Below are 23,170 nucleotides of genomic sequence, written 5' to 3'. Positions count from 1 at the left end.
ACGGACCATTCAGGGACTGTCTGTGATTGATCTGTGACCATCTGTATTCGATCAGGCTGTATTCGATCAGGGGAAGCGGAGGCGGCAGTGACCGAGCCGCAGGACGACGAATCTCCGGACTGGCTCAGCGCGGCGGAACTGGGCATGTGGCAGTCGTTCCGCAACGGCAGCATGTACGACCTGAGCGCCGCGGATCCGCTGCTCAACGATCCGTTCTCGCCACGCCCCTGGGGCACCGAGCGCAGTGTGCGCGCCCGGGTCGTCGCGCTGCTGCTGCTCAGCGGACCGGCCGCGCTGCCCGGCCGGGTCGCGGCACTGAAGCTGCGCGGGGTCCAGATCACCGGGACGCTGAATCTCGCGGGCGGCACGATCGCGCCGTACGTCGAGCTGAACCACTGCCGCTTCGAGAACGAAGTGGTGCTGCCCGAATCACACTTCACCACCCTGCGGATGGTGGGCTGCGCGATTCCGCGGCTGGAGGCGGCCCGGCTGCACACCGAGGGCGATCTCCATCTGCCGCGCTGCCGGGTCGAGCGTGGTATCCGGCTGACGGACGCGCAGATCGGTACGGATCTGCTGATCAGCCAGATCGATGTACGGCCCGACCGGCTCGGCCGGGCCATCACCGCCGACGGGATGTCCGTCGCGCAGGACCTCCAGGCCGATCAGATCGAGACACACGGCGAGGTCAGTCTGCGCGGCGCCAAGATCGGCGTGTCGCTGAGCCTGCGCGGGAGCAGACTGCGCGCCCCGGCGGGGCGGCGCGCGCTCAACGCCCCGCAGCTCACGGTGGAACGGTCGCTGTACATGACGGGGGCGTGGATCAGCGACGAGACCGGCGCACCGGGGACGACGCCGCCGCACGGCATCGGGCGGGTCTCCACCCCGCTGCACGGCACCCGGCTCCAGCCGTTCGAATGCCGCGGCGGGGTACGGCTCGACGACGGGCGGTTCGGGGACGCGGTCGATGTGGACCAGGCGCGGTTCTTCCTGGCGGCGACGGAGGAGCTGTCGCTGCGCAGGATCGTCACTCCCGAACTGCGGTTCAAGTGCGAGCGCCCGGAGGAGGGCAGGGTCGTCCTGAGCGGCGCGAAGATCGTCACCCTGGTCGACATGTCGACGAGCTGGCCGGGGCCCGGCGGGCTCGCGATGGGCGGTTTCGTGTACGAGAACCTCGTCCCGTTCGGCCACTTCCCGCTGCTGCGGCGGCTGGAGTGGGTGGCGGCGGCGACTCCCGAGTACTCCCCGGAGCCGTACGAGCGGCTGGCGCAGGTGCTCCGCAACAGCGGCGAGGACGCGGACGCGCGCGAGGTGCTGCTCGCCAAGCAGCGGCGCCGCCGCGAGACGCTGCCGCTGGCCGCCAAGCTCTGGGGGTATCTCCAGGACTGGACGGTGGCGTACGGCTACCGGCCGGGCCGGGCGGCGCTGTGGATGGCGGTGCTGTGGGGCGCGGGCACGATCGGTTTCGCGCAGCACGCGCCGCGGTCGATCAAGGCGACGGAGCACCCGGAGTGGAATCCGGCGCTCTACGCGCTGGATCTGCTGATCCCGGTGATCAACCTCGGCCAGGACGGCTACTGGCTGTTGACGGGCGGCTGGCAGTGGGCGGCGGCGGCACTGGTACTGCTGGGCTGGATCCTGGCGACAACGGTGGCGACGGGAGCGTCGCGGCTGCTGCGCCGGGGTTAGGCGGCCCGGGGTCCGCAGTGGTCCGGGGTCCGCTGCGGCGCGGGCCGGTTTTCGGGTGCGGGTTGTCGCCGGGGGTCGCTTCGGGGGCACATCCGGGACGGCATGATTTACGGCGCCCCTAGGCGTACGGAGCATCACGCGTCCAGGCGCCACAAATCACGCTTTAGTGTCCCGGACACGCCCCCTGCACGCCCCCCTTCACCGCCCGCCACCAACCCACGCGCCCCCGGCACAGAGGCACCGGCTTTTTTACTTTCCCTTGACTTCGGGCAGGACAACCCTCCGGCCCGATACGAAAGCTTCACAGCCGCCCCCTGGCGCGTCCGCCACCTGCGGTTTTCAATGGTCCGCACCATGTCATTGCTTCGCGCCCTGATCAGCACCGCGCGTACGGTCCGGCACACGCCGCAGCTCGTCGCCGGGCTGCCGCCGGACGACGCGGTGCTCCTCGACGCCCCCGATGAACGGCTCGGCCCCGCGCTGGTCTCCGCCGCGCTCGGCGAGTACGAACAGGCCGCGAAGTTGCTCGCGACCACCCGGGAATCCGCCGAGTGGGAGAACCGCGACCGCTATGTGATGCGGCTGGCGGCCTTCGCCCACGGCCGTGACGCCTGGCTCACCGCCTGGCTGCGCGCCACGCCCCGCGACCCCGACGCGCTCCTCGTCAAGGCCGAACTCGCCATCCGCAGGGCCTGGGAGTCGCCCGCCCGCGCGGAACGGCTGCGCGAGACCGGCCCGCTGATCGACGCCGCGGCCGACGGCGATCCGCGCGATCCTGTGCCCTGGCGCGTCGCGCTCGACCACGCCCGCGGTACGCACGCCACGCACTCCGCCTTCGAGTCGCTGTGGGAGCAGGCCATAAGGCGCTCCTCGCACCACTACGGCTGCCATGTCGCCGCGCTCCAGTACCTCTCGGCCCAGTGGTACGGCTCGCACCGCGAGTGCTTCGACTTCGCCGAACAGGCGGCGTACGACGCGCTTCCGGGCTCCCTGGTACGGGCGCTGCCGGTACGGGCCGCCTTCACGCAACTGCTGGGCGGCGAGCTGACCTCCGTACAGGCGGACCGTATCGACAGGGCCGCGGACCTCGCGATCACGGTCTCCGCCGAATACGCGGCGGGCGATCCCTGGCCGGCCGAGGTGCGCAATCTGCTGGCGTACGTCCTGGCGGAGCGGGAGCGCTGGAGCGCGGCGCTGGAACAGTTCCGGCTGATCGGACCGTACGCGACGTCCTTCCCGTGGACCTGTTTCACCGACGATCCGCTGGGCCGGTTCCTGGAAACGCGCGACCGTGTCCGGATCCAGGTGGCCTCGGCGATGCCTTTGCGGAACAGACCCGGACGGAGACCGCCCCGCGGCCATTACGCTTGACCGTTGTGACCACCGCACGCCTCCCGCTCTTCCCGCTGAACGCGGTGCTGTTCCCGGGCCTCGTCCTGCCGCTGAACGTCTTCGAGGAGCGCTACCGCGCGATGATGCGCGAGCTGCTCAAGACGGACGACTCCGAGCCGCGCCGCTTTGTCGTGGTCGCCATCCGTGACGGGCACGAAGTCGCGCAGACCGCACCGGGGATGCCGGACCCGACGGCCGTGCCCGAGCGGGGACCCGCCGCCGGATTTGGCCCCGAACCCCTCGCCGCCTTCCACCCGGTGGGGTGCGTCGCGGACGCGGCGACGATCCGGGAGCGCCCCGACGGCAGCTTCGAGGTGGTGGCGACCGGGACCACCCGGGTCAGACTGCTCTCGGTCGACGCGAGCGGCCCGTATCTGACGGCCGAGGTGGAGGACCTCACCGAGGAGCCGGGCGAGGGGGCGCAGTCGCTGGCCGAGGGGGTACTGCGGGCGTTCCGCAGCTACCAGAAGCGCCTGGCGGGCGCGCGCGAACGTTCCCTCTCCACCGGCGACGAACTCCCGGACGAGCCCTCGGTCGTGTCGTACCTGGTCGCGGCCGCGGTTGTGCTCGGCACCCCCGGGAAGCAGCGGCTGCTGGAGGCGCCGGACATCGCGGCGCGGCTGCGCGAGGAGCTGAAACTGCTGCGCGCCGAGACGGCGGTGCTGCGCCATCTCCCGTCGCTGCCCGCAGTGACACTGACGCACACCCCGCCCAGCCCCAACTGACTCCGCCCGCCCGCCTCTTCCCGACGACCGACGACCGACGCGAGGAATCACCGCCTTGGCGAAGAAGCCCAAGAAGCAGTCCCAGTCCGGAGGCACCCCGGCGACGGTCGCGCTGACCGCGGCGGGTACGGAGTACACCCTCCACGCGTACGAGCACGACCCCGCGTCCCCGTCGTACGGCGAGGAGGCCGCCGAGGCGCTGGGCGTCTCCCCGGACCGTGTCTTCAAGACCCTGGTCGCGGACGTCGACGGCGAACTGACCGTGGCGGTCGTCCCGGTCGCCGGCTCCCTCGACCTCAAGGCGCTGGCCGCCGCGGTGGGCGGCAAACGCGCGGCGATGGCGGACCCGGCGGCGGCGGAACGTACGACGGGCTACGTGCGGGGCGGCATCTCGCCACTGGGCCAGCGCAAGCGCCTCCGCACGGTCCTGGACGCGTCCGCGGAGTCGCACCCCACGATCTGCGTCTCGGCGGGCCGCCGGGGCCTGGAGGTCGAGCTGTCCCCGAAGGACCTGACGACACTGACGTCGGCGACCGTGGCCCCCATCGGCCGTACATAGCCCGAAGCGACCGCTGGAACAAGCCCGTCCGGTACGGCCCCGCCCTGCACCGCGCTCGGGCTGCGGGCCGCGAATTCAAGCCCGTCCGGCGATTGAGGACGGAACCGTCAGCCCGGACGCCGGGCTCCCATCCGTACGGGCCCGCCCTGCGCCCCGCTCCGGCCGCAGGCCACAAAATCAAGCCCGTCCGGCGATTGAGGACGAACCGGCCTGCCGGGCGGGTCCGGCGAAAACACCTGCACCCGGACCCCGCGCCCCGTCATACGTCCCGCGACGGCCACGTCCAGTCCGGCACCGGCTCAGGATCCCGCGGCCCGAACAGCCCCGTCAGCGCCAAATGCACCACCAGCGCCGCCACCGGCCACCCCAGCAACGCCCCCTTCGCATTGAGTTCGAGGGGCGCGTCGAACGTCACCCCCGTACCCGCCGCCTTCGCGTGCGCCACCACGTCCGGTGTAGGGCCGAGCCACGTCCCCACCTTCCACGCCAGCACCGCCCCCAGCAGCCCGCCGAGCGCCAGCCCGATCACCAGGGGGATCCCGCCTCGCCTGCGGAACAGGAACACCGCCGCACCGCTCACCGCACCGAAACCGAGGGCCAGCAGCAGGAACACCCCGTCCGCCGCGATCGCCTCCTCGCCCTCCGTGTCCTTGAGGAAGACCGCCGTGGCGTCCGAGATGAGCGGCACGCGCGGCGCCAGCCACAGCCACAGCAGCCCCAGCGCCACCCCCGACACCGCGACCGCGACCAGCACCACCACCGCCTGGCGCAGTTCGGTCCTCATGTCGGACGCGCCCTTCTCCCCGCCGTCCGCGGCGAAGGACGGGCCCCCGGCCGACGGTGACTGCCAGGGATCATCGTGCGGCGGCTGGTGAGACGGTGTCAGAGGTGCGGTCACGGTGCCATCGTGCCAGGCCGGGCCCCGTCATGCCTCATCGGACCGCCGCGCGCCGGTACGCCCGGGTCGCCACGGCCAGCGAGAACACACCGACGGCGGCGCACACCGCGAGGTCGAGCCCCACGGCCCCCCAGTCGGGGCGCGCGTCGAAGGTACGGGCGAGCGCCTCGACACCGTACGTGGACGGCAGCAGATCGCGCGCGTACACCAGGGCCCCCGGCAGCCGGTCCGCCGGCAGTACGCCGAGCAGCAGCGCCGCGGACATGCCGAGCTGGCCCAGCAGGGTGGCCACCTCATGGCGCGGCGCGAGCAGCCCGAGCACCGCGCCCAGCCCGGCGAGGGCCGCGCCGGAGAGCGGGATGACCGCGGCCAGCACCCAGAGATGGGTGAGGGGCAGCTCGAAGAAGACGCTTCCCGCGACGGCCGTGAGAACGGTGCCGGGCACGGTGAACGAGGCGTACGCGCCCGCCGCGCCCAGCACCACCGCGGCGGGCGGCACCGGCAGGGTGGCGTAGTGGTCGAGGCCGCCGCTCGCCCGGAGCTGCCCGAAGTACTGGGCGAGCAGATTCAGCGCGACGAACGCGACGACCAGCACGCTCGACCCGGCGACGACCGCACGCGCCTCGGCCCCGCCGTCGACGACGCCCCGCATCAGGACCATGATCCCGACGGACTGGAAGGTCGCCACGAAGAGCAGCGGAATCCGGGCGACCCGTGCCCGGGAGAGCTGCGCGCGGTAGACGGCGGAGAGCGACGGCAGCAGCCGCGCCCGGGGCGCGAGGGGCGCGGGCTCGACGGGATCCGGTCGGTTCGGGGTGTCCGCCGCTGTTCCCGGCCTCCCGGACACGGCCTCCGCGGGCACGATGCTCACCTGGCGCTGCTCCTGTTCGCTCCGTACCCGAGGGCGGCGCTCATGCCTTCACCAGCCCTTTCGTCCGTCCGCCGAGTGCCAGATACACATCCTCCAGGCTCGGCGTGGCGAGCGTGAAGTCGTCCAGCGCGGCGAAGGCGGCGCCTCCGGTGACCGCGGCGACGGCGGCGCGCGCCTCGTCCGGGGCGAGCCGCAGTACCCAGCGGCGCCCCGACTCCTGCGCGGAACCGCGCAGCGCGGCGACCTCGGGCACGTCCAGCGGCGCACGCTCGCGCCACACCAGCTCCACCCGGACCTCGCCGGCGACCCGTTCCTTCAGCCCGGACGGGGTGTCGCAGGCGATGACCCTGCCGCACTCCAGCACGGCGACCCGGTCCAGCACGGTCTCCGCCTCGATCACATTGTGGGTGACGAGCACCACGGTGGCCCCGTGCTCGGCCCGCCGCCGGTCCACCGCGGCCCACACCGCGCGCCGCGCGACGGGGTCCATCCCGGTGGTCGGCTCGTCCAGAACGAGTACGGCTCGCTCGCCCACCAGCGTGGCGGCGAAACAGGCCAGCCGGCGCTGCCCGCCGGACAGTTTCTTGAGCGGCCGCCCGGCGATCTCGGTCAACCCCAGTTCGTCCAGCACCACATCCCGCTCGGCCCGCGCGGCCCGCAGCGCGAGGCCGCGCAGCCGGCCGGTGGTCTCGGCGGCGAGCGCGACGGTCAGCTCGTCGAGCGCGGTGGATTCCTGTCCGAGATAACCGATGAGCCGCGAGGCCCGTTCGGGATGGCGCACCAGATCGTGCCCGAGGACCTCGATCTCGCCGGAATCGGGCCGCATCAGCCCGGTGAGCTGTCGTACGAGCGTGGACTTGCCGGCGCCGTTGGGGCCGAGCAGCCCGAAGATCTCCCCGCGCCGCACATCGAGTGAGATCCCGTCGGTGGCACGGACCGCCGGAGTAGCGGGGGTGCCCCGTCGGCCGCGCGCGGCGGGGTACGTCTTCACCAGATCGCGCACCACGCACACCGTACTCACGAAAGACGACCATACGTGGTCCCCGCCGCACCCCATTTCCTGGGTCGGCTTTGCGCACCACCGATTTGGCGCGGCCGAGCGCAATCCACGAGCACCCAGCACCGGGGGGCGTGACCCGTGCCGGTCGGCCGAAACCAAGCCCGTCCGGCGATTGAGGACGAACCGGCCGGCAGGGCGGACCCGGCGGAGCAGACACGCCCCTACCCCTGCGGCGCCTTGTCCGCCGCCGCTCGTACGTCGATCTCCCGCCAGAACCCGGCTCTGATCGCGTACCGGTCGTGCTCGTCGATCTGGTCGTCCTTGTGCGCCAGCAGCCCGAACCGCGCCGCGTACCGCAGCAGTTCCCCGTCGATACGGTGCGGCACCCGCGGGTACATCACCGACAGCTTCTGCACATGGCTCGCGTCCGGCAGCCGTTCCATCCAGCGGCGCGCGAAGACCTGCCCGACCTCGAACGGGTCGCCGCCCACCGTGGTGATGTCCTCCTCGCGGTCCGCCCAGCGCTGCTCCGCGCTGGTGAGCTGCGCCAGCGTCGGCAGCGACGCGGTCTCCGGCGGCTCACCCGCGGTACCGCCGCCGGGCCGCTCGACCCACCCCTTGTCGGAGGACCAGCGGAGCGTCGCACCCGCTGCCTGCTGCGCCGCCTGCCCGGCCCCGGACTGGCCGGACGGCTGCCCCTGCCCGGGCCCGGGCCCGCGCAGCCCCGCCAGATCCTTGGGCGTGGGTACGCTCTTCCCACCGGTCCCCGCCGCATGGCCGTCGGCATGGCCGTCCGTATGGCTTTCCGTATGACTCTCCGCGGCCCCCTGGTCGACGCCCGCCCCGGACGCCCCCGCCGTCGCGGACGCCCCATTGCGCCGCCCGCTCGCCCGTGCCCTGGCCTCCGCCTCGGCTTCCGCCTCCGCCGCCCGCTCCGCCGACGCCGCCAGCGCCGATTCGGGCAGCGGGGCGGAGAGGATCGCCGCGATCTCGGGCCGCGGGGCCGGCGGAGGCGCACAGACCCCGGCCAGATCCTTCGCGCGTACGGCCTTGGTGATCCAGGACCGGTCCAGCACCCGCCGCTCGTCCGCCTCGGCCACCAGATCCTCGGACTGGTTGTAGTCGCCGTCCGCGGCCTGCACCGCCCAGAGGTGTACGGCGACGCCATGCTCCTTGGCCGACATCAGCCCCGGTAGCAGATCCCCGTCCCCGGTCACGAGCACCACATCGGAGCATGCGCGATTTCTGGCCAGCTCGGTCAGCTCCGCGTGCATCGCCGCGTCGACGCCCTTCTGCGCCCAGCGCCCGTCACTCCGGGTGAGCGCACCCAGCCGTACCGTCACTCTCGACATCACCCGCAGCCTCCGGTGCTCCGGCTGCGGGACCCGGTCGGGGGCTCCGTCGAACCAGTAGATACGGAGCAGCGGCCGCTCCGTATCGGCCTCGGCGCGCTCACGCAGGCCCTGAATAAGGGCGGCATGATCGACGGAGATACGGGAACGCGCCGGTTCTCCGGCGAGAAGACTCGCGGCGGCGCCCAGCAGATAGCCGGCGTCCACCAGGACGACGCAGCGGTCCACGCGTTCCACCCTCTTTCGGGAACTTCGGGGTCGGGAGTTCGGGAGTTACTGCGGGTTTGCTTCGAGTCTGCCCGACGGCAAGAGGCTTAACGTCCGGAACTCGATCATCGGCGTGGCGGATCAGGAACGAACCGGCGCCGGATCAGCGGCCACCGCTGTGACAAGGCACCACTACACACGGCAATGATCCAAAATGCGGCGTTTTCCGGCCTATGTGACTCTGAACGCGGCCCTGGAGTCCCGACTCATCCCCCGCAGGAGGCAGCACCATGGCCAAGAACAAGAACCGCGACCATCGGGACCGAAGCAGCAAGCAGCCGCACCGCGGCGAGTCCCCGCGCGGCACGGAGGACAGGGGGTCCTCGTCCATGGAGGACAGGTCGGAGGAGAGGCTGTCGAACATCTCCCCGACGGACGTCGCGCAGAAGGGCCGGCAGAAGCGCTTCGGCCACAACTGACGTCACGGTCCGGGCGTCGCGGTCGGACATCACGACGCACGAGGGGCACGCCCATCAGCGGGCGTGCCCCTCTTCTGTGCACTGAGTACGTTCCGAGCAGCCCCGGAACCGCGGGCCCGGCCCGCCGGCCTGACCTGCCAGACAGACCGCGGACCTAACCCGCCAGGCAGGTCGGGCCGAGCAGCACCTTCAGGTCCCCGAACAGCGCCGGATCGGGCTGCACCCGGTGCCGGTCGAGCCGCAGCACCGTCGTCTTGTGCGCGCCCTGGAGCTTGATCCTGACCTCGGAGTTCCCCCGGTGGTGGGTGAGAATCTCACCGAGCCTGCTGATCATGGGCGGGGTGACCTTCACCGTGGGGATGGTGATGGTGACCGGCGCGTCGGTCCCGACCGCCGACACATCCGGGACCGCCAGCTCCATCGCGACCAGCCGCGGGACGTCCTCGCGCTTGTCGAGACGCCCCTTGACGAACACGACGGTGTCCTCGACGAGTTGCGTCGAGACAAGCTGATAGGTCGCCGGGAAGAACATGCACTCGATGGACCCGGCGAGATCCTCGACCGTCGCGATCGCCCAGGCGTTGCCCTGCTTGGTCATCTTGCGCTGGAGGCCGGAGATGATCCCGCCGACCGTGACCACCGCGCCGTCCGCGTGCTCACCACCGGTGAGCTGGGCGATCGCCGCGTCCGCCTTGTCGGACAGCACATGTTCGAGACCGAAGAGCGGGTGGTCGGACACATACAGCCCGAGCATCTCCCGCTCCTGCGCGAGGAGGTACGACTTGTCCCACTCGATGTCGGAGAACTCGACGTCGAGCCCGAACCCCGGCTCGCTGGTGTCCTCGTCGCCCATCCCGCCGAAGAGGTCGAACTGCCCCTCGGCCTCCTTGCGCTTGACCTGCACCACATTGTCGATCATCGTCTCGTGGTGCGCGACCAGCCCCTTGCGGGTGTGGCCCATCTCGTCGAAGGCGCCGGCCTTGATCAGCGACTCGACCGTGCGCTTGTTGCAGACGACCGCCTCGACCTTGTCCAGGAAGTCGGGGAAGCTGCTGTACTTCCCCTTCGCCTTGCGGCACCGGATGATCGAGTCCACCACGTTCTGCCCGACGTTCCGCACGGCCGTCAGCCCGAACAGGATCACGTCGTCACCCTGTGCCGCGAAGTTCGACTGCGACTCGTTGACGTTGGGCGGCAGCACCTTGATGCCCATGCGGCGGCACTCGTTCAGATAGACCGCCGACTTGTCCTTGTCGTCCTTGACCGAGGTCAGCAGCGCCGCCATGTACTCGGCCGGGTGATTGGCCTTCAGGTACGCGGTCCAGTAGGTGACCAGTCCGTACGCGGAGGAGTGCGCCTTGTTGAACGCGTATCCGGCGAACGGGACCAGCACGTCCCACAGCGCCTGGATCGCCTCGTCCGAGAAGTTGTTCTTCTTGGCGCCCTCCTGGAAGAGGACGAAGTTCTTCGCCAGCTCCTCGGGCTTCTTCTTGCCCATCACGCGGCGCAGGATGTCGGCCTCGCCCAGGGAGTACCCGGCGATGATCTGGGCGGCCTTCTGCACCTGCTCCTGATACACGATCAGGCCGTGGGTGAGGCCCAGGACCTCCTTGAGGGGCTCCTCCAGCTCCGGGTGGATCGGGGTGATCTCCTGCTGCCCGTTCTTGCGCAGCGCGTAGTTCGTATGCGAGTTCATGCCCATCGGGCCCGGCCGGTACAGGGCCGAAACGGCGGAAATGTCCTCGAAGTTGTCGGGCTTCATCAGCCGCAGCAGCGAACGCATCGGTCCGCCGTCGAACTGGAACACCCCGAGTGTGTCGCCGCGCCCCAGCAGTTCGAAGGTCTGGGGGTCGTCCAGCGGCAGGGCGAGGAGGTCCAGATCGAGCCCCTTGTTCGCCTTCACCATCTTGACGGCGTCGTCCATGATGGTCAGGTTCCGCAGGCCCAGGAAGTCCATCTTCAGCAGGCCGAGCGACTCACAGCTCGGGTAGTCCCACTGGGTGATGGTCACTCCGTCGGTGTGGCGCACCCATACCGGCACATGGTCGGTGATGGTCTCGCTGGACATGATGACCCCGGCGGCGTGCACGCCCATCTGCCGGACCAGGCCCTCCACACCCTTCGCGGTGTCGATGACCTTCTTCACATCCGGCTCGTTCTCGTACATCCCCCGGATCTCGCCCGCCTCGCTGTACCGCGGGTGCTTGGGGTCGGTGATGCCGTTGAGGTCGATGCCCTTGCCCAGCACATCGGCGGGCATGGCCTTGGTGAGCCGGTCGCCCATCGCGTACGGGTAACCGAGCACGCGGGCGGAGTCCTTGATGGCGTTCTTCGCCTTGATCTTGCCGTACGTGCCGATCATGGCGACCTTGTCGGCGCCGTATTTCTCGGTCACGTACCGGATGACCTCACCGCGCCGACGCTCGTCGAAGTCGATGTCGACATCGGGCATCGAGATGCGCTCGGGGTTGAGGAACCGCTCGAAGATCAGCCCGTGCTCGATCGGGTCGAGGTCGGTGATCCCCATCGCGTACGCCACGATCGAGCCGGCCGCGGAGCCCCGGCCGGGGCCCACCGCGATCCCGTTGTTCTTCGCCCACATGATGAAGTCGGCCACCACCAGGAAGTATCCCGGGAAGCCCATCTCGATGATGATGCCCATCTCGTACTCGACCTGCTTGAGCCGGTCGTCCGGGATGCCGTTCGGATAGCGGCGCGCCATGCCGCGCATGGTCTCCTCGCGGAACCAGGTGACCTCGGTGAAGCCCTCCGGCACATCGAACTTGGGCATCAGGTTCCGCTCCTCGAACCAGCCCTCGGTGTCGATCTGCTGAGCGACCAGAAGGGTGTTGGCGCAGCCCTCCTGCCAGGCGTCGGAGGAGTCGACGGCGTACATCTCGTCGGTGGACTTGAGGTAGTAGCCGGAGCCGTCGAAGCGGAAGCGGTCGGGGTCGGAGAGGTTCTTGCCGGTCTGGATGCACAGCAGCGCATCGTGCGCGGTGGCCTCGTCGGCGTAGGTGTAGTGCGAGTCGTTCGTGACGATCGGGGGGATGCCGAGCTTCTTCCCGATCTCCAGCAGCCCGTCGCGGACCCGGCGCTCGATCTCGATGCCGTGGTCCATCAGCTCCAGGAAATACCGGTCCTTGCCGAAGATGTCCTGGTAGTCGGAGGCCGCCTGCACCGCCTCGTCGTACTGTCCGAGCCGCAGCCGGGTCTGGAGCTCGCCCGAGGGGCATCCGGTGGAGGCGATCAGCCCCTCCGACCACTGGGCGATGGTCTCCTTGTCCATCCGCGGCCACTTCTGGAGCCAGCCCTCCGCGTACGCGTCCGAGGAGAGCCGGAACAGATTGTGCAGCCCGGTCTTGCTGGCGGCCCAGATCGTCTTGTGCGTGTAGCCGCCGGAACCCGACACGTCGTCCCGCTTCTGGTGCGGCTGCCCCCACTGGATCTTCCGCTTGTTGCGCCGCGACTCCGGCGCCACATACGCCTCGATCCCGATGATCGGCGTCACATTCGCCTTCTTCGCCTGATGGAAGAAGTCATAGGCACCGTGCAGATTGCCGTGATCGGTCATCGCGATGTGCGACATGCCCATCTCGTTGCACGCCTTGAACATGTCCCCCAGCCGCGCGGCACCGTCCAGCAGCGAGTACTGGGTGTGGACATGCAGGTGCGTGAACGGCGGCTTGGTCACGGTGAAGGCCTCCAGCGAACGTACGACACTGTGTGTTTTCCCGGACGCAATCCCCGGGCCCCCGGCCGCGATCAGCCTTGGGGGGACAGCGACGAAGTCTACGTCCCGGGTCTGACAACCGGCGGGCACTCCCGAGTAACGTCGGGCGTTGCCCCTGCGGGGGCTCCGGCCCCGCCGGATCCGGGTTTCGCCCTTCCGCCCCACCCCCCATTGTCACCCCCATGTCACCCCCAAGAGCCATGCGCCAGGAGGCACATCCATGTCGGTCCCGCGACCTGTCGAGGTAGCTGACGAGCAGCGCGGCGAGGAGATCCTCGCCGTTTTCGACACCGCGTTCGGTGAGCTGCTCGCGGCCGATCCGGCGGCCTTTCAGGTGAAGTTCCGCAAGATGGCGGCCTCCGCGTTCGCCTTCTACCGGGGCACGGCGTGCCTGTTCTACAACGACCTGGAGCGGGAGCGCACCGGCGCCGGGCCGTTCCTGGACGAGCGCACCGGCCGGGTCTGGATCCACGGCGACCTGCACGCCGAGAACTTCGGCACCTACATGGACGCCAACGGCCGGCTGATCTTCAATGTGAACGACTTCGACGAGGCGTACATCGGCCCCTTCACCTGGGACCTCAAGCGCCTCGCCGCCTCCCTCGCGCTGATCGGCTACACCAAGGCGCTCAGCGACGAGCAGATCACCGGCCTGGTGGAGACCTACGCGGACGCCTACCGCACACGGATCCACGCCCTGGCCACCGGCGCCAAGGACGACGAGGTGCCGCCCTTCAACCTGGACACCGCGCAGGGCCCGCTGCTGGGCGCCCTGCGCTCCGCCCGCTCGCGGACGCGCTTCGGGCTGCTCGACTCGATGACCGAGATCCGGGAGTACGAGCGGCGCTTCGCCCCGGGCGGCGGCGCCATCGAGCTGGACGCCGCCACCCGGTACAAGATCCTCGCGGCCTTCGACGGCTATCTGGAGACCCTTCCCGAGTCCAGCCTGGCCCGTCCCGACTCGTACCGCGTGAAGGATGTGGTCGGCCGCCGGGGCGTGGGCATCGGCTCCGCGGGCCTCCCCTCGTACAACATCCTTCTGGAGGGCAACAGCGACGCCCTGGAGAACGATGTCGTGATCTATATGAAGCAGGCGCAGACCCCGGCGGTCTCCCGGCACATCACCGACCGCGCCGTCCGCGAGTACTTCCAGCACGAGGGCCACCGCACGGTGATCTCGCAGCGGGCGCTCCAGGCCCATGCCGACCCGTGGCTGGGCTGGACCGAGCTGGACGGGGCCGGGCAGCTCGTGGCGGAGGTCTCGCCGTACGCGGTGGATCTGGACTGGTCGGACCTGGACGACCCGGAGGAGATCGCGACGGTCGTCGCCGACCTGGGCAGGGCCACGGCCACGATGCACTCGGCGGCGGACAACGAGAGCGGCCATTCGCTGGTGCCGTTCTCCACGGAGCGCTCCATCGACGCGGCGATCGCGGCCGACGAGGAGGGCTTCGCCCGACTGCTGGTGGACTTCGCGCACAGCTACGGAGCGCGGGCCAGGGCCGACCACCAGATCTTCGTGGACCTGTTCCGCAACGGCCGGCTGACCTCCTGAGGCCCGGCCACCGGTCGGCCCCTCAGACCCGGCCACCGGTCGGGCCCTGAGGACCGTCCCGCTCCTGAGGCCCAGCTCAGCGAGCGTTCGGGGACTCGTTTAGGGACTGCTTACAGGGGCGCATGGCACACTCTGCGGCGATGGACATATCCGGGACGCGGCTGAGGGCGACGCGGGCAGCACTGTTCACGGCACTGGTCGTGACGCTGTCCGCGGGCTCCCATGTGCTGCTGTCCCGGGCCCCGGTACCGCTGTCCCTGGTCGCCGGGCTCAGCGCCCTGGTGTTCCTGCTCGCCTACGCCGCGGCGGGCCGCGAGCGTGGCTTCTGGCGGATCGCCGCCCTGCTCGTCCCACTCGAACTGGCCGCCGACACCGTCTTCACCAGCGGCCAGCATGTCTGTTACGGACCGGCGGGCGGCCCCGTGGCGGGGTCGCTCCGCTCGGTCGGCTTCGATGTCCTCTGCGGCGGGGCCTTCGGTGCTCCGCTGCCCTCCGTGGTCTCCCCGGAGACCGCCCCGGCCGCCCTGCTGAACTCTCCGGACCCGGCCCTGCCCTGGCTGCTGCTGGCCGTGCATGTGTCGATCGGACTGCTGGCGGCGTACTGGCTGCGGCACGGCGAGTCCGCGCTGTCCGGTCTGGTACGGGCCGTGGCGGCGTTCGCGTTCCGGCCGCTGCTGATCGCGGCCGCCGCGGTGGCGGGAACGGCCGTGACGGGCGCCCGACGGCCCGCCCGCCCGGCGGACCCCCCGCGGCCCTCCCGTACTCAACTCCTTGTGCACTCCGTGGGACGGCGCGGGCCGCCGCGCCTCGCGCCGCTCGGCTCCGTCTGAGCCGAGCGGGCAGCCCGGCAGCCAGTCCCCGTCCTCTCCGCGTCAGCGGAAGCACGTCATCACACGGAGTGATTCATCATGAGCGCACGGAACAGCAAGTCAGGCAAGGCGGCGGCCCGCGAGCGGCTGCGCGAGGAGCGCGAGCGGCAGGCGCGGAAGGACCGGGTCCGCCGCCAGTTCATCGTCGCGGGCTCGGCCGTCGTGGTCCTCGCAATAGCCGGCGGTGTCGGCTACGCCGTCGTCCAGGCGAACAAGCCCTCGCACTGGGAGGCCATGAAGGACGAGACGACCGTCGTCGCCCCGAAGAACACCGAGGGCAAGGACGGTACGACCGTCGTCATCGGCAAGGCGGACGCCAAGAAGACCCTCGAACTGTACGAGGACCCCCGCTGCCCGGTCTGCGCGGGCTTCGAGCAGACGGTCGGCGAGACGGTCCAGAACGACATCGACGCCGGCAAGTTCAAGATCAAGTACATTGGCGCGACCTTTATCGACAACAGCGACAACGGCACCGGCTCGAAGAACGCCCTCTCCGCGCTGGGCGCGGCGCTCAATGTGAGCCCGGAGGCGTTCCTCCAGTACAAGGCCGCGCTCTACTCGACGAAATACCACCCCGAGGAGACCCAGGACAAGTTCGCCAAGGACAGCTATCTGATCCAGGTGGCCGACTCGGTGAACGCGCTCAAGGGCAACAAGGCGTTCCAGAAGGACGTCACGGACGGTACGTACGACGCCTGGGCGATGAAGATGTCGGCGGTCTTCGACAAGAGCGGTGTGACCGGCACCCCGACGCTCAAGATGGACGGCAGGAAGCTCACCGCGGAGGGCAGCGAGAACCCGCCCATGACGGTGGCGGAGTTCACCTCGGCACTCTCCAAGGCCCTGGCGGCGTAAGGGAGTTGACGGGCCGTTCCGGGGCCGCCGGGAGAGGGCTGCCGCGCCCGCGCGGGCCTGTCCTCGCGTGGCGGCCCCCGGGCGGTGGCCAGTGCGCGGCCGGTGTCCGAAGGGCAGGCGAACATTCCCGATTCGCCTGCCCTGTCGGCTTACCGGTCAGTAATCTCATCGCCCGTGACCAGTCTCCCGCCTTCTTCGCCGCGTCGCCGCACGGTCGTCAAGGCCGCTGCCGCCACCGCCGCCGTCACCGCTGTCGCCGCCCCGGCCGTTCTCGGCGGCACCGCCTCCGCCGCCGAGGCCCCCGTCTTCCTCCATGGTGTCGCCTCCGGGGACCCGCTCCCGGACGGCGTCCTGCTCTGGACCCGGGTCACCCCGTCCCCCGATGCCGTCCCCGGCTCCGGCAGGGGCGCCGACACCGAGGTGGCCTGGGAGGTCGCCGAGGACCGGCAGTTCGCCTCCGTCGTCGCCCGGGGCGCCACCGTCGCACGGGCCGCCTCGGACCACACCGTCAAGGCCGATGTAAGGGGTCTTCGCCAGGCGAGCACCTATTACTTCCGGTTCACCGCGGGCGGGACCGTGTCCCCCGTCGGCCGTACGCGCACCGCCCCCGCGCCCGACGCCGCCGCGCCGGGCGTGCGCTTCGGAGTGGTCTCCTGCGCCAACTGGGAGGCCGGTCACTTCTCCGCGTACCGCCATCTCGCCGCCCGCGCCGACCTGGACGCGGTGCTCCACCTCGGCGACTACCTGTACGAGTACGCGACCGGCGACTTCCCCGCGGCGGAGTACACCGTACGGCGGCACGAGCCGGAGCACGAGATCGTCAGCCTCGCCGACTACCGCACCCGCCATGGCCGTTACAAGTCGGACGCCGACCTGGCGGCCCTGCACGCCACCCACCCCATGATCGCCATCTGGGACGACCACGAGTTCGCCAACGACGCCTGGTCGGGCGGCGCGCAGAACCACACGCCGGGTACGGAGGGCTCCTGGGCCGACCGTGCGGCGGCGGCCCGGCAGGCGTACTTCGAGTGGATGCCCGTCCGCGCCTCCACCGAGGGCACGGTCTACCGCCGTCTCCGCTTCGGCTCGCTCGCCGATCTGCACCTGCTGGACCTGCGTTCCTTCCGCTCCCAGCAGACGAGCGTCGGCAGCGGCGCGGTGGACGACCCGGAGCGTACGATCACCGGCCGCGCCCAGCTCGACTGGCTGAAGGCGGGCCTGGCGGGCTCGGACACCGCCTGGAAGCTGGTCGGCACCTCGGTGATGATCTCGCCGGTCGCCTTCGGCTCCGTACCCGCCCATCTGCTGGGCCCGATAGCCGAGTTGCTGGGCCTGCCCAAGGAGGGGCTCGCGGTCAATGTCGACCAGTGGGACGGTTACACGCACGACCGCAAGGAGCTGCTCTCGCATCTCACCCAGCGCGGCATCAGGAACACGGTCTTCCTGACCGGTGACATCCATATGGCCTGGGCCAACGAGGTACCGGTGACGGCGGCCACCTATCCGCTCTCCGCCTCCGCCGCGACGGAGTTCGTGGTCACGTCGGTCACCTCGGACAATCTGGACGACATCCTGCGTGTCCCGGCCGGAACGGTCTCCGTGGTCGCGTCGGCGGCCGTGAAGCTCGCCAACCGCCATGTGAAGTGGGTGGACATGGACCACCACGGCTACGGCGTCCTCGATGTCACCGCCGAGCGGGCGCAGATGGACTACTACACCATCTCCGACCGGACCGACCCCGAGGCGACCACGTCCTGGGCCCGCTCGTACCGGACCCTGTCCGGCTCCCAGCGGGTGGAACGGGCGGATCAGCCCGTACGTTGACCACGTCCGCGGAACGAAGCGGCGGCCGGAGCGGCACAGGACACCGGCCCCGGCGAACGGGACGGACCTCGGCGCGGCCCGTGCTCCGCAGGGCACGGGCCGCGGAGTGTCCCGGCCTCAGAGCGACGCGATGAACGCCAGTCCGGTCCGCCAGGTCTCCTCGGCTGCCGCCTCGTCGTAGTCCGGCAGGTCCGGGTCCGTGTAGAGGTGCCCCACCCCCGGGTAGCGGTAGATCTCCACATCGGCCCCGGCCCGCCGCATCCGCAGATACCACGCCGTCAGCCAGTCGTGCGGCTCGGACACGTCCGGGTCCGCGACATGGAGCTGTACGGGCAGTTCGTCGACCGAGGCGTTGTCCGCGATGTCGGACGTGCCGTGCATCAGCAGCAGCCCGCGCGCCTTGGTGTCGCCCAGCGCCAGATTCTGCGCGATGGAGCCGCCGAGCGAGAAGCCCGCGTACACCAGACCGCGCTCGGAGTACGGCGCGGCTGCCAGGACCGCCCGCCGCAGCAGCTCCTCGTGGCCGATCTCCTCCCGCAGCTTCCTGCCCTCCTCCGCGGTCTCGAAGACCTGCCCCTCGAAGAGGTCGGGCAGATGCACCTGATGCCCCTCGGCACGCAGCCGGTCGGCCGCCGCGCGCACCCCGGGACGCAGACCGTAGACGGAATGGAAGAGCATGATGTCCATCCGGCCATCCTGCCAGCCGCCCATACCGTCGTCCCAGCGAGGGAGCCATGGAGAACGTACTGCGTCCACTGATCGTGCTCGGGGGCGCGGTCCTGCTCGCCCTCGCCATCGGCTGGGCGGCCGACCTGCTGCTGCGCCGCGCCGACCAGCGCCGCCCCGGGGTCCCGCTGTGGGGGCTGCTGCGCGAGTGCCGGACGCCGCTGCGGCTGGTCCTGCTCACGGCCCTGCTGCGCGGCTCGTTCCGGGAGACGGGGTGGGCGGTCCTCGAAGATCACGACGCGGGGATCGGCCGGGCGCTGTCGCTGGTGCTCATCGGCGCCGGCGCGTGGCTGGTCGTACGGATCGCCTCGGCGGTGGTCGAGTCCGCGTACGACCGTTACGCCGCCACCACCCGTGACCCGGCCCGGGTCCGCCGGGTCCGTACACAAGTGACCCTGATCATGCGGATCGTGACCGCGGTCGTCGCGGTGGTGGCCGTGGCGGCGATCCTGCTCACCTTCCCCGACATGCGGGCCCTCGGCACCTCGATGCTGGCCTCCGCGGGCATCATCGGGATCGTCGCGGGAATCGCCGCGCAGTCCACGCTCGGCAATCTCTTCGCGGGCTTCCAGATCGCGTTCGGCGACATGGTGCGGATCGGGGACACCGTGGTGGTGGACGGCGAGTGGGGCGTGGTCGAGGAGGTCACGCTCACCTTCCTCGCGGTACGGACCTGGGACGAGCGGCGCATCACGATGCCCGTGTCGTACTTCACCAGCAAGCCGTTCGAGAACTGGTCGCGCGGCGGAATCCAGATGACCGGCACGGTCTTCTTCCACCTCGACCACTCGGCGCCGGTGCCGCTGATGCGCGAGAAGCTGCACGCGATCCTGCTGGAGTGCCCCGCCTGGGACGGCCGCGCCTGGAATCTCGCGGTGACCGACACCACGCCGAGCACCATGGAGGTACGCGCGGTGGTCACGGCCAAGGACGCCGACGACTTGTGGACGGCGCGGTGCGACGTACGGGAGCGGATGCTGGCCTGGCTGGCCGAGCAGCATCCGTACGCGCTGCCGAGGATCGGTACGGCGCCCGCGGCGGTCCTCCCGGCGCAGAGCCGTACGGAACGCGACGGACGGGACGACGGCGACACCACCGGGGCCGCCCGCGCCGAGGAACCCGACCGCCCACGCCCCGCCCGCGGCTGAGGGCCCCGGCGGCTCACCGCATGCTGCGGACGTCCAGATGCCGCAGGACGCGGTCGACGACCTCGGGATCCGTGCCCGGTTCGCTGCGGGCCGCGAGGACCTCGTGCCGGGCCGCCGACATCATCTCGCGCTGGATGCGCTGCATGGTCCTGAGCCGGGCCACCCGGCCCACGACCCATTCCCGCCGCTCGTCGTCGACGATGTCGGGACTGATCCGTACCCCGATGTCGAACGCCGCCCGCATCAGCCGCTCGCTGATGTCCTCGGGCAGCTCCTCGACGTTCTCGATCTCCTTCAGCCGGTGTCTGGCCGCCTTCGCCGCGCGCACGGCGAGCGAGTGCTCCAGCTCGCGCTCGGCGTCCGTGTCGGCCCGTACGCCGAGCGTCCGTACCAGCCAGGGCAGGGTCAGCCCCTGGAACACCAAGGTGGTCACGATGACCGCGAAGGCGATGAAGATGATCTCGTCCCGGCCCGGGAACGGATGCCCCGCGTCGGTCTCCAGCGGGATCGCCAGCGCCAGCGCGACCGAGGCCACCCCGCGCATCCCGGCCCACCACATCACCACGGTCTCGCGCCAGCCGACGGGGATGTCCTCGTCGTAGTCGCGGAGCTTGTGCATCCGCTTGGCCAGCCAGGTGGCGGGCAGCAGCCACAGCAGCCGTACGCCGACGACGACTCCCACGACCACCGCGCCCCAGCCGAGCATCCGGCCCACCCCGAGCCCGGTGGCGCCGAAGGCGTTGTGGAGCTCCAGCCCGATGAGTCCGAAGGCGACGCCGGTCACCAGGACATCGACGATCTGCCAGAACGAGTTGCCGGCGAGCCGCCCCATCACATCGTCCGCGTCGGCGGTGTGCTCGGCGAGGAACAGCGCGGTGGTGAGGACGGCGAGGACGCCCGAGCCGAGCAGCTCCTCGGCCAGCACATAGCTCACGAACGGCACCAGGAGGGTGAGCCCGACCTGCAGAGTCGCGTCCCCGAGCACCGACATCAGCTTGTTCGAGATCCAGCCCAGCGCGAGTCCCACCGCCACGGCCACCACGGCGGAGAGCACGAACGACCCGGCCGCGCCCGGCCAGGAGAAGGTGCCGCTGACGGCCGCCGCGATCGCCACGTGGTAGAGCACGATCGCGGTGACATCGTTGAAGAGGCCCTCGCCCTCCAGGATCGAGACCAGCCGCCGGGGCAGTCCGAGCGAACCGGCGACGGCGGTCGCCGCGACCGGGTCGGGCGGCGCCACCAGCGCGCCGAGCGCGACCGCCGCGGCGATGGGGAGACCGGGCACGATGGAGTGGGCGACCGCCGCGACCGCCGCCGTCGTGACGAAGACCAGCGCGACCGCGAGCAGGAAGATGGGGCGCTTGTTGGCGGCGAACTGCCGCCAGGACGTGCGCTGTACGGCGGCGTAGAGCAGGGGCGGCAGCAGCAGCGGCAGGATGAAGTCCGGGGGCACCTGGACGTTCGGCACGAAGGGCAGCAGCGCCAGCACGATCCCCAGCAGGGTCATCAGCACCGGCGCGGGCAGCCGGAGCCGCTCCCCCAGCGGCACCGTGACCACCGCGCCGAGCAACAGCACGAGCAGCAGGGCCAGTTGGTCCACGATGCGCCCTCCTGTGCTCACAAGCCTCGGCGGTCAGGAATCTCAACAGCGGCCTCGACGAAGGCCGTCGGCGACCAGGACCGGACCGGCAGCCCCCGGACCGGCCGGCCCGGACCCACGGCAGCCCCTGGGCCGTGTCCGGCGGATCTTCGCGGGCCCGCGGCGCCGTGCCAGACGTCGCGGGCCCGCGAAGACCCGTCGGAGACCCTCCGCCGGACAGGACCTAAATGGCGCGGCGCATCGAGCGGTGCGGTATGCCCGCGTCCATGAACTCGGGTCCGTACGCCTCGTACCCGAGCCGCTCGTAGAACCCCAGCGCATGCGACTGCGCGTGCAGATCCACCACCGCGAGGCCCAGCTCCCGGGCCGCGTCCTCGATGGCCCGCACCAGCGCGGCGCCGACGCCCCTGCCCCGGGCCGCCGCGGTGACCGCGAGCCGCCCCAGCGAACCCACGGCCGGATCCCCGCCGGTACGGTCGGCGGCACCCGGGCCGTACAGCAGCCGCCCGGTGCCCAACGGCGTCCCGTCCTCGCGGACGGCCAGCACCTGGAGCGCCTGCTCGTCCCGCCCGTCGTACTCGATGTCCTCGGCGACCCGCTGCTCGACGACGAAGACCTCCTTGCGGACCGCGAAGCACGCCTCGATGTCCGCCGGACCGTTCGCAACCCGGATCGTGAAGCCCCCGGTCATCCGTTGCTCTCCACCCTGACCCGGTCCAGCGCCCGCTGCAGATCCTCGGGATACGTACTGGAGAACTCGACCCACTGCCCGTCCGCCGGGTGCTCGAAGCCCAGCCGCACCGCGTGCAGCCACTGGCGGGTCAGCCCCAGCCGCTTCGCCAGCGTCGGATCGGCCCCATAGGTCAGATCGCCCACGCAGGGGTGCCGGTGGGCCGACATGTGCACCCGGATCTGGTGCGTACGGCCCGTCTCCAGCTTGATGTCCAGCAGCGAGGCCGACCGGAACGCCTCGATCAGGTCGTAGTGCGTGACCGACGGCTTGCCCTCCGCGGTCACCGCCCACTTGTAGTCGTGCTGCGGATGCCGCCCGATCGGAGCGTCGATGGTCCCGCTCATCGGGTCCGGATGCCCCTGCACCAGCGCGTGGTACCGCTTGTCGACGACCCGGTCCCGGAACTGCCCCTTGAGCAGGGTGTACGCGCGCTCCGACTTGGCCACGACCATCAGCCCCGAGGTCCCGACATCGAGCCGGTGCACGATGCCCTGCCGCTCGGCCGCCCCGGAGGTCGAGATCCGGTACCCGGCCGCAGCGAGGCCGCCGATGACCGTCGTACCCGTCCAGCCGGGGCTCGGGTGCGCGGCCACCCCGACCGGCTTGACGATCACCACGATGTCGTCGTCGTCATGGACGATCTCCATCCCCTCGACGGGCTCGGCCACGATCTCCAGGGGCGCCGCCGCCGGGGGCATCTCCACTTCGAGCCAGGCGCCGCCGTTGACCCGCTCGGACTTCCCGACGACGGAGCCGTCGACCTGGACCTTGCCGGTGGCGGCCAGCTCCGCGGCCTTCGTACGGGAGAACCCGAACATGCGGGCTATGGCGGCGTCGACCCGCTCGCCCTCCAGGCCGTCGGGTACGGGCAGCGTTCTGATCTCGGGAAAGCTCACTCGTCGAGTATGCCCTGTCGGGCCCGGTGGCCGGTCCCGCCTGTGGACAACCGGGGCGG

The 23,170-nt window shown here is 70.9% G+C and carries 19 protein-coding genes; 10 read left to right on the top strand and 9 right to left on the bottom strand.

Features of this window, described 5'->3' with window-relative positions; all coding sequences use genetic code 11:
• Positions 1 to 87 precede the first annotated feature (87 nt).
• The 4 genes from KQY30_RS27175 (at position 88) to ybaK (ending at position 4,365) form a co-directional block, all read left to right on the top strand.
• Positions 88 to 1,689, top strand: a complete 1,602-nt coding sequence (locus tag KQY30_RS27175; protein WP_217309106.1) for an oxidoreductase — start codon at positions 88 to 90, stop codon at positions 1,687 to 1,689.
• 342 nt (positions 1,690 to 2,031) lie between these two features.
• Positions 2,032 to 3,060 (top strand): hypothetical protein, encoded by a 1,029-nt coding sequence (locus KQY30_RS27170; protein ID WP_217309105.1) that lies wholly within the window; start codon positions 2,032 to 2,034, stop codon positions 3,058 to 3,060.
• 5 nt (positions 3,061 to 3,065) lie between these two features.
• Positions 3,066 to 3,806: an LON peptidase substrate-binding domain-containing protein gene (locus KQY30_RS27165; protein WP_217309104.1), complete on the top strand. Its 741-nt coding sequence runs from the start codon at positions 3,066 to 3,068 to the stop codon at positions 3,804 to 3,806.
• 55 nt (positions 3,807 to 3,861) lie between these two features.
• Positions 3,862 to 4,365 carry a Cys-tRNA(Pro) deacylase gene (gene ybaK / locus KQY30_RS27160; protein ID WP_217309103.1) on the top strand — a complete coding sequence of 168 codons (504 nt, stop codon included), beginning with the start codon at positions 3,862 to 3,864 and terminating at the stop codon, positions 4,363 to 4,365.
• 259 nt (positions 4,366 to 4,624) lie between these two features.
• Here the strand turns inward: ybaK and KQY30_RS27155 are convergent, their stop codons facing one another.
• From KQY30_RS27155 to KQY30_RS27140, 4 genes are all read right to left on the bottom strand, one after another.
• On the bottom strand, positions 4,625 to 5,263 hold the full coding sequence (locus KQY30_RS27155; protein WP_217309102.1) for a DUF2567 domain-containing protein: 639 nt from the start codon (positions 5,261 to 5,263) through the stop codon (positions 4,625 to 4,627).
• Positions 5,264 to 5,297: 34 nt separating this feature from the next.
• Positions 5,298 to 6,134, bottom strand: a complete 837-nt coding sequence (locus KQY30_RS27150; RefSeq protein ID WP_217309101.1) for an ABC transporter permease — start codon at positions 6,132 to 6,134, stop codon at positions 5,298 to 5,300.
• Positions 6,135 to 6,174: 40 nt separating this feature from the next.
• Positions 6,175 to 7,191 carry an ABC transporter ATP-binding protein gene (locus tag KQY30_RS27145; protein WP_217309100.1) on the bottom strand — a complete coding sequence of 339 codons (1,017 nt, stop codon included), beginning with the start codon at positions 7,189 to 7,191 and terminating at the stop codon, positions 6,175 to 6,177.
• Positions 7,192 to 7,355: 164 nt separating this feature from the next.
• Positions 7,356 to 8,723, bottom strand: a complete 1,368-nt coding sequence (locus KQY30_RS27140; RefSeq protein WP_217309099.1) for an NYN domain-containing protein — start codon at positions 8,721 to 8,723, stop codon at positions 7,356 to 7,358.
• A gap of 260 nt (positions 8,724 to 8,983) precedes the next feature.
• On the opposite strand from KQY30_RS27140, the gene KQY30_RS27135 reads away from it, so the two are divergent.
• Positions 8,984 to 9,172 (top strand): hypothetical protein, encoded by a 189-nt coding sequence (locus KQY30_RS27135; RefSeq protein WP_217309098.1) that lies wholly within the window; start codon positions 8,984 to 8,986, stop codon positions 9,170 to 9,172.
• Positions 9,173 to 9,326: 154 nt separating this feature from the next.
• Here KQY30_RS27135 and dnaE read toward each other — a convergent pair whose 3' ends face one another.
• On the bottom strand, positions 9,327 to 12,866 hold the full coding sequence (gene dnaE / locus KQY30_RS27130) for a DNA polymerase III subunit alpha (protein ID WP_217309097.1): 3,540 nt from the start codon (positions 12,864 to 12,866) through the stop codon (positions 9,327 to 9,329).
• 259 nt (positions 12,867 to 13,125) lie between these two features.
• Between dnaE and KQY30_RS27125 the strand changes: the two genes are divergently transcribed.
• The 4 genes from KQY30_RS27125 to KQY30_RS27110 all read left to right on the top strand — a co-directional run bounded on the left by KQY30_RS27125 (position 13,126) and on the right by KQY30_RS27110 (position 18,008).
• Positions 13,126 to 14,460, top strand: coding sequence for a DUF2252 domain-containing protein (locus KQY30_RS27125; protein ID WP_217309096.1), 1,335 nt, complete (start codon positions 13,126 to 13,128; stop codon positions 14,458 to 14,460).
• 140 nt (positions 14,461 to 14,600) lie between these two features.
• On the top strand, positions 14,601 to 15,290 hold the full coding sequence (locus KQY30_RS27120) for a hypothetical protein (protein ID WP_217309095.1): 690 nt from the start codon (positions 14,601 to 14,603) through the stop codon (positions 15,288 to 15,290).
• Positions 15,291 to 15,368: 78 nt separating this feature from the next.
• Entirely contained in the window at positions 15,369 to 16,184 is an 816-nt protein-coding gene (locus tag KQY30_RS27115) for a DsbA family protein (protein ID WP_217309094.1), read from the top strand.
• A 174-nt stretch (positions 16,185 to 16,358) separates the two neighbouring features.
• Positions 16,359 to 18,008: an alkaline phosphatase gene (locus tag KQY30_RS27110; protein ID WP_217309093.1), complete on the top strand. Its 1,650-nt coding sequence runs from the start codon at positions 16,359 to 16,361 to the stop codon at positions 18,006 to 18,008.
• Between the two features lie 117 nt (positions 18,009 to 18,125).
• Here the strand turns inward: KQY30_RS27110 and KQY30_RS27105 are convergent, their stop codons facing one another.
• The gene (locus tag KQY30_RS27105; RefSeq protein ID WP_046496004.1) at positions 18,126 to 18,695 is read right to left on the bottom strand and encodes a dienelactone hydrolase family protein; all 570 of its coding nucleotides are present in this window, start codon (positions 18,693 to 18,695) and stop codon (positions 18,126 to 18,128) included.
• Between the two features lie 47 nt (positions 18,696 to 18,742).
• On the opposite strand from KQY30_RS27105, the gene KQY30_RS27100 reads away from it, so the two are divergent.
• Positions 18,743 to 19,882, top strand: a complete 1,140-nt coding sequence (locus tag KQY30_RS27100; RefSeq protein WP_217309092.1) for a mechanosensitive ion channel family protein — start codon at positions 18,743 to 18,745, stop codon at positions 19,880 to 19,882.
• Positions 19,883 to 19,895: 13 nt separating this feature from the next.
• Here the strand turns inward: KQY30_RS27100 and KQY30_RS27095 are convergent, their stop codons facing one another.
• From KQY30_RS27095 to KQY30_RS27085, 3 genes are all read right to left on the bottom strand, one after another.
• On the bottom strand, positions 19,896 to 21,482 hold the full coding sequence (locus KQY30_RS27095) for a Na+/H+ antiporter (RefSeq protein ID WP_217309091.1): 1,587 nt from the start codon (positions 21,480 to 21,482) through the stop codon (positions 19,896 to 19,898).
• A gap of 223 nt (positions 21,483 to 21,705) precedes the next feature.
• Positions 21,706 to 22,173: a GNAT family N-acetyltransferase gene (locus tag KQY30_RS27090; protein ID WP_217309090.1), complete on the bottom strand. Its 468-nt coding sequence runs from the start codon at positions 22,171 to 22,173 to the stop codon at positions 21,706 to 21,708.
• Entirely contained in the window at positions 22,170 to 23,111 is a 942-nt protein-coding gene (locus tag KQY30_RS27085) for an RluA family pseudouridine synthase (RefSeq protein WP_217309089.1), read from the bottom strand. Before KQY30_RS27085 ends, KQY30_RS27090 begins: the two co-directional genes overlap by 4 nt.
• Positions 23,112 to 23,170: the final 59 nt, after the last annotated feature.

It is taken from the genome of Streptomyces sp. GMY02, from assembly GCF_019056675.1.
GTDB classification, from domain to species: Bacteria; Actinomycetota; Actinomycetes; order Streptomycetales; family Streptomycetaceae; genus Streptomyces; species Streptomyces odonnellii.
This window is presented reverse-complemented; position numbering and strand designations above follow the sequence as displayed.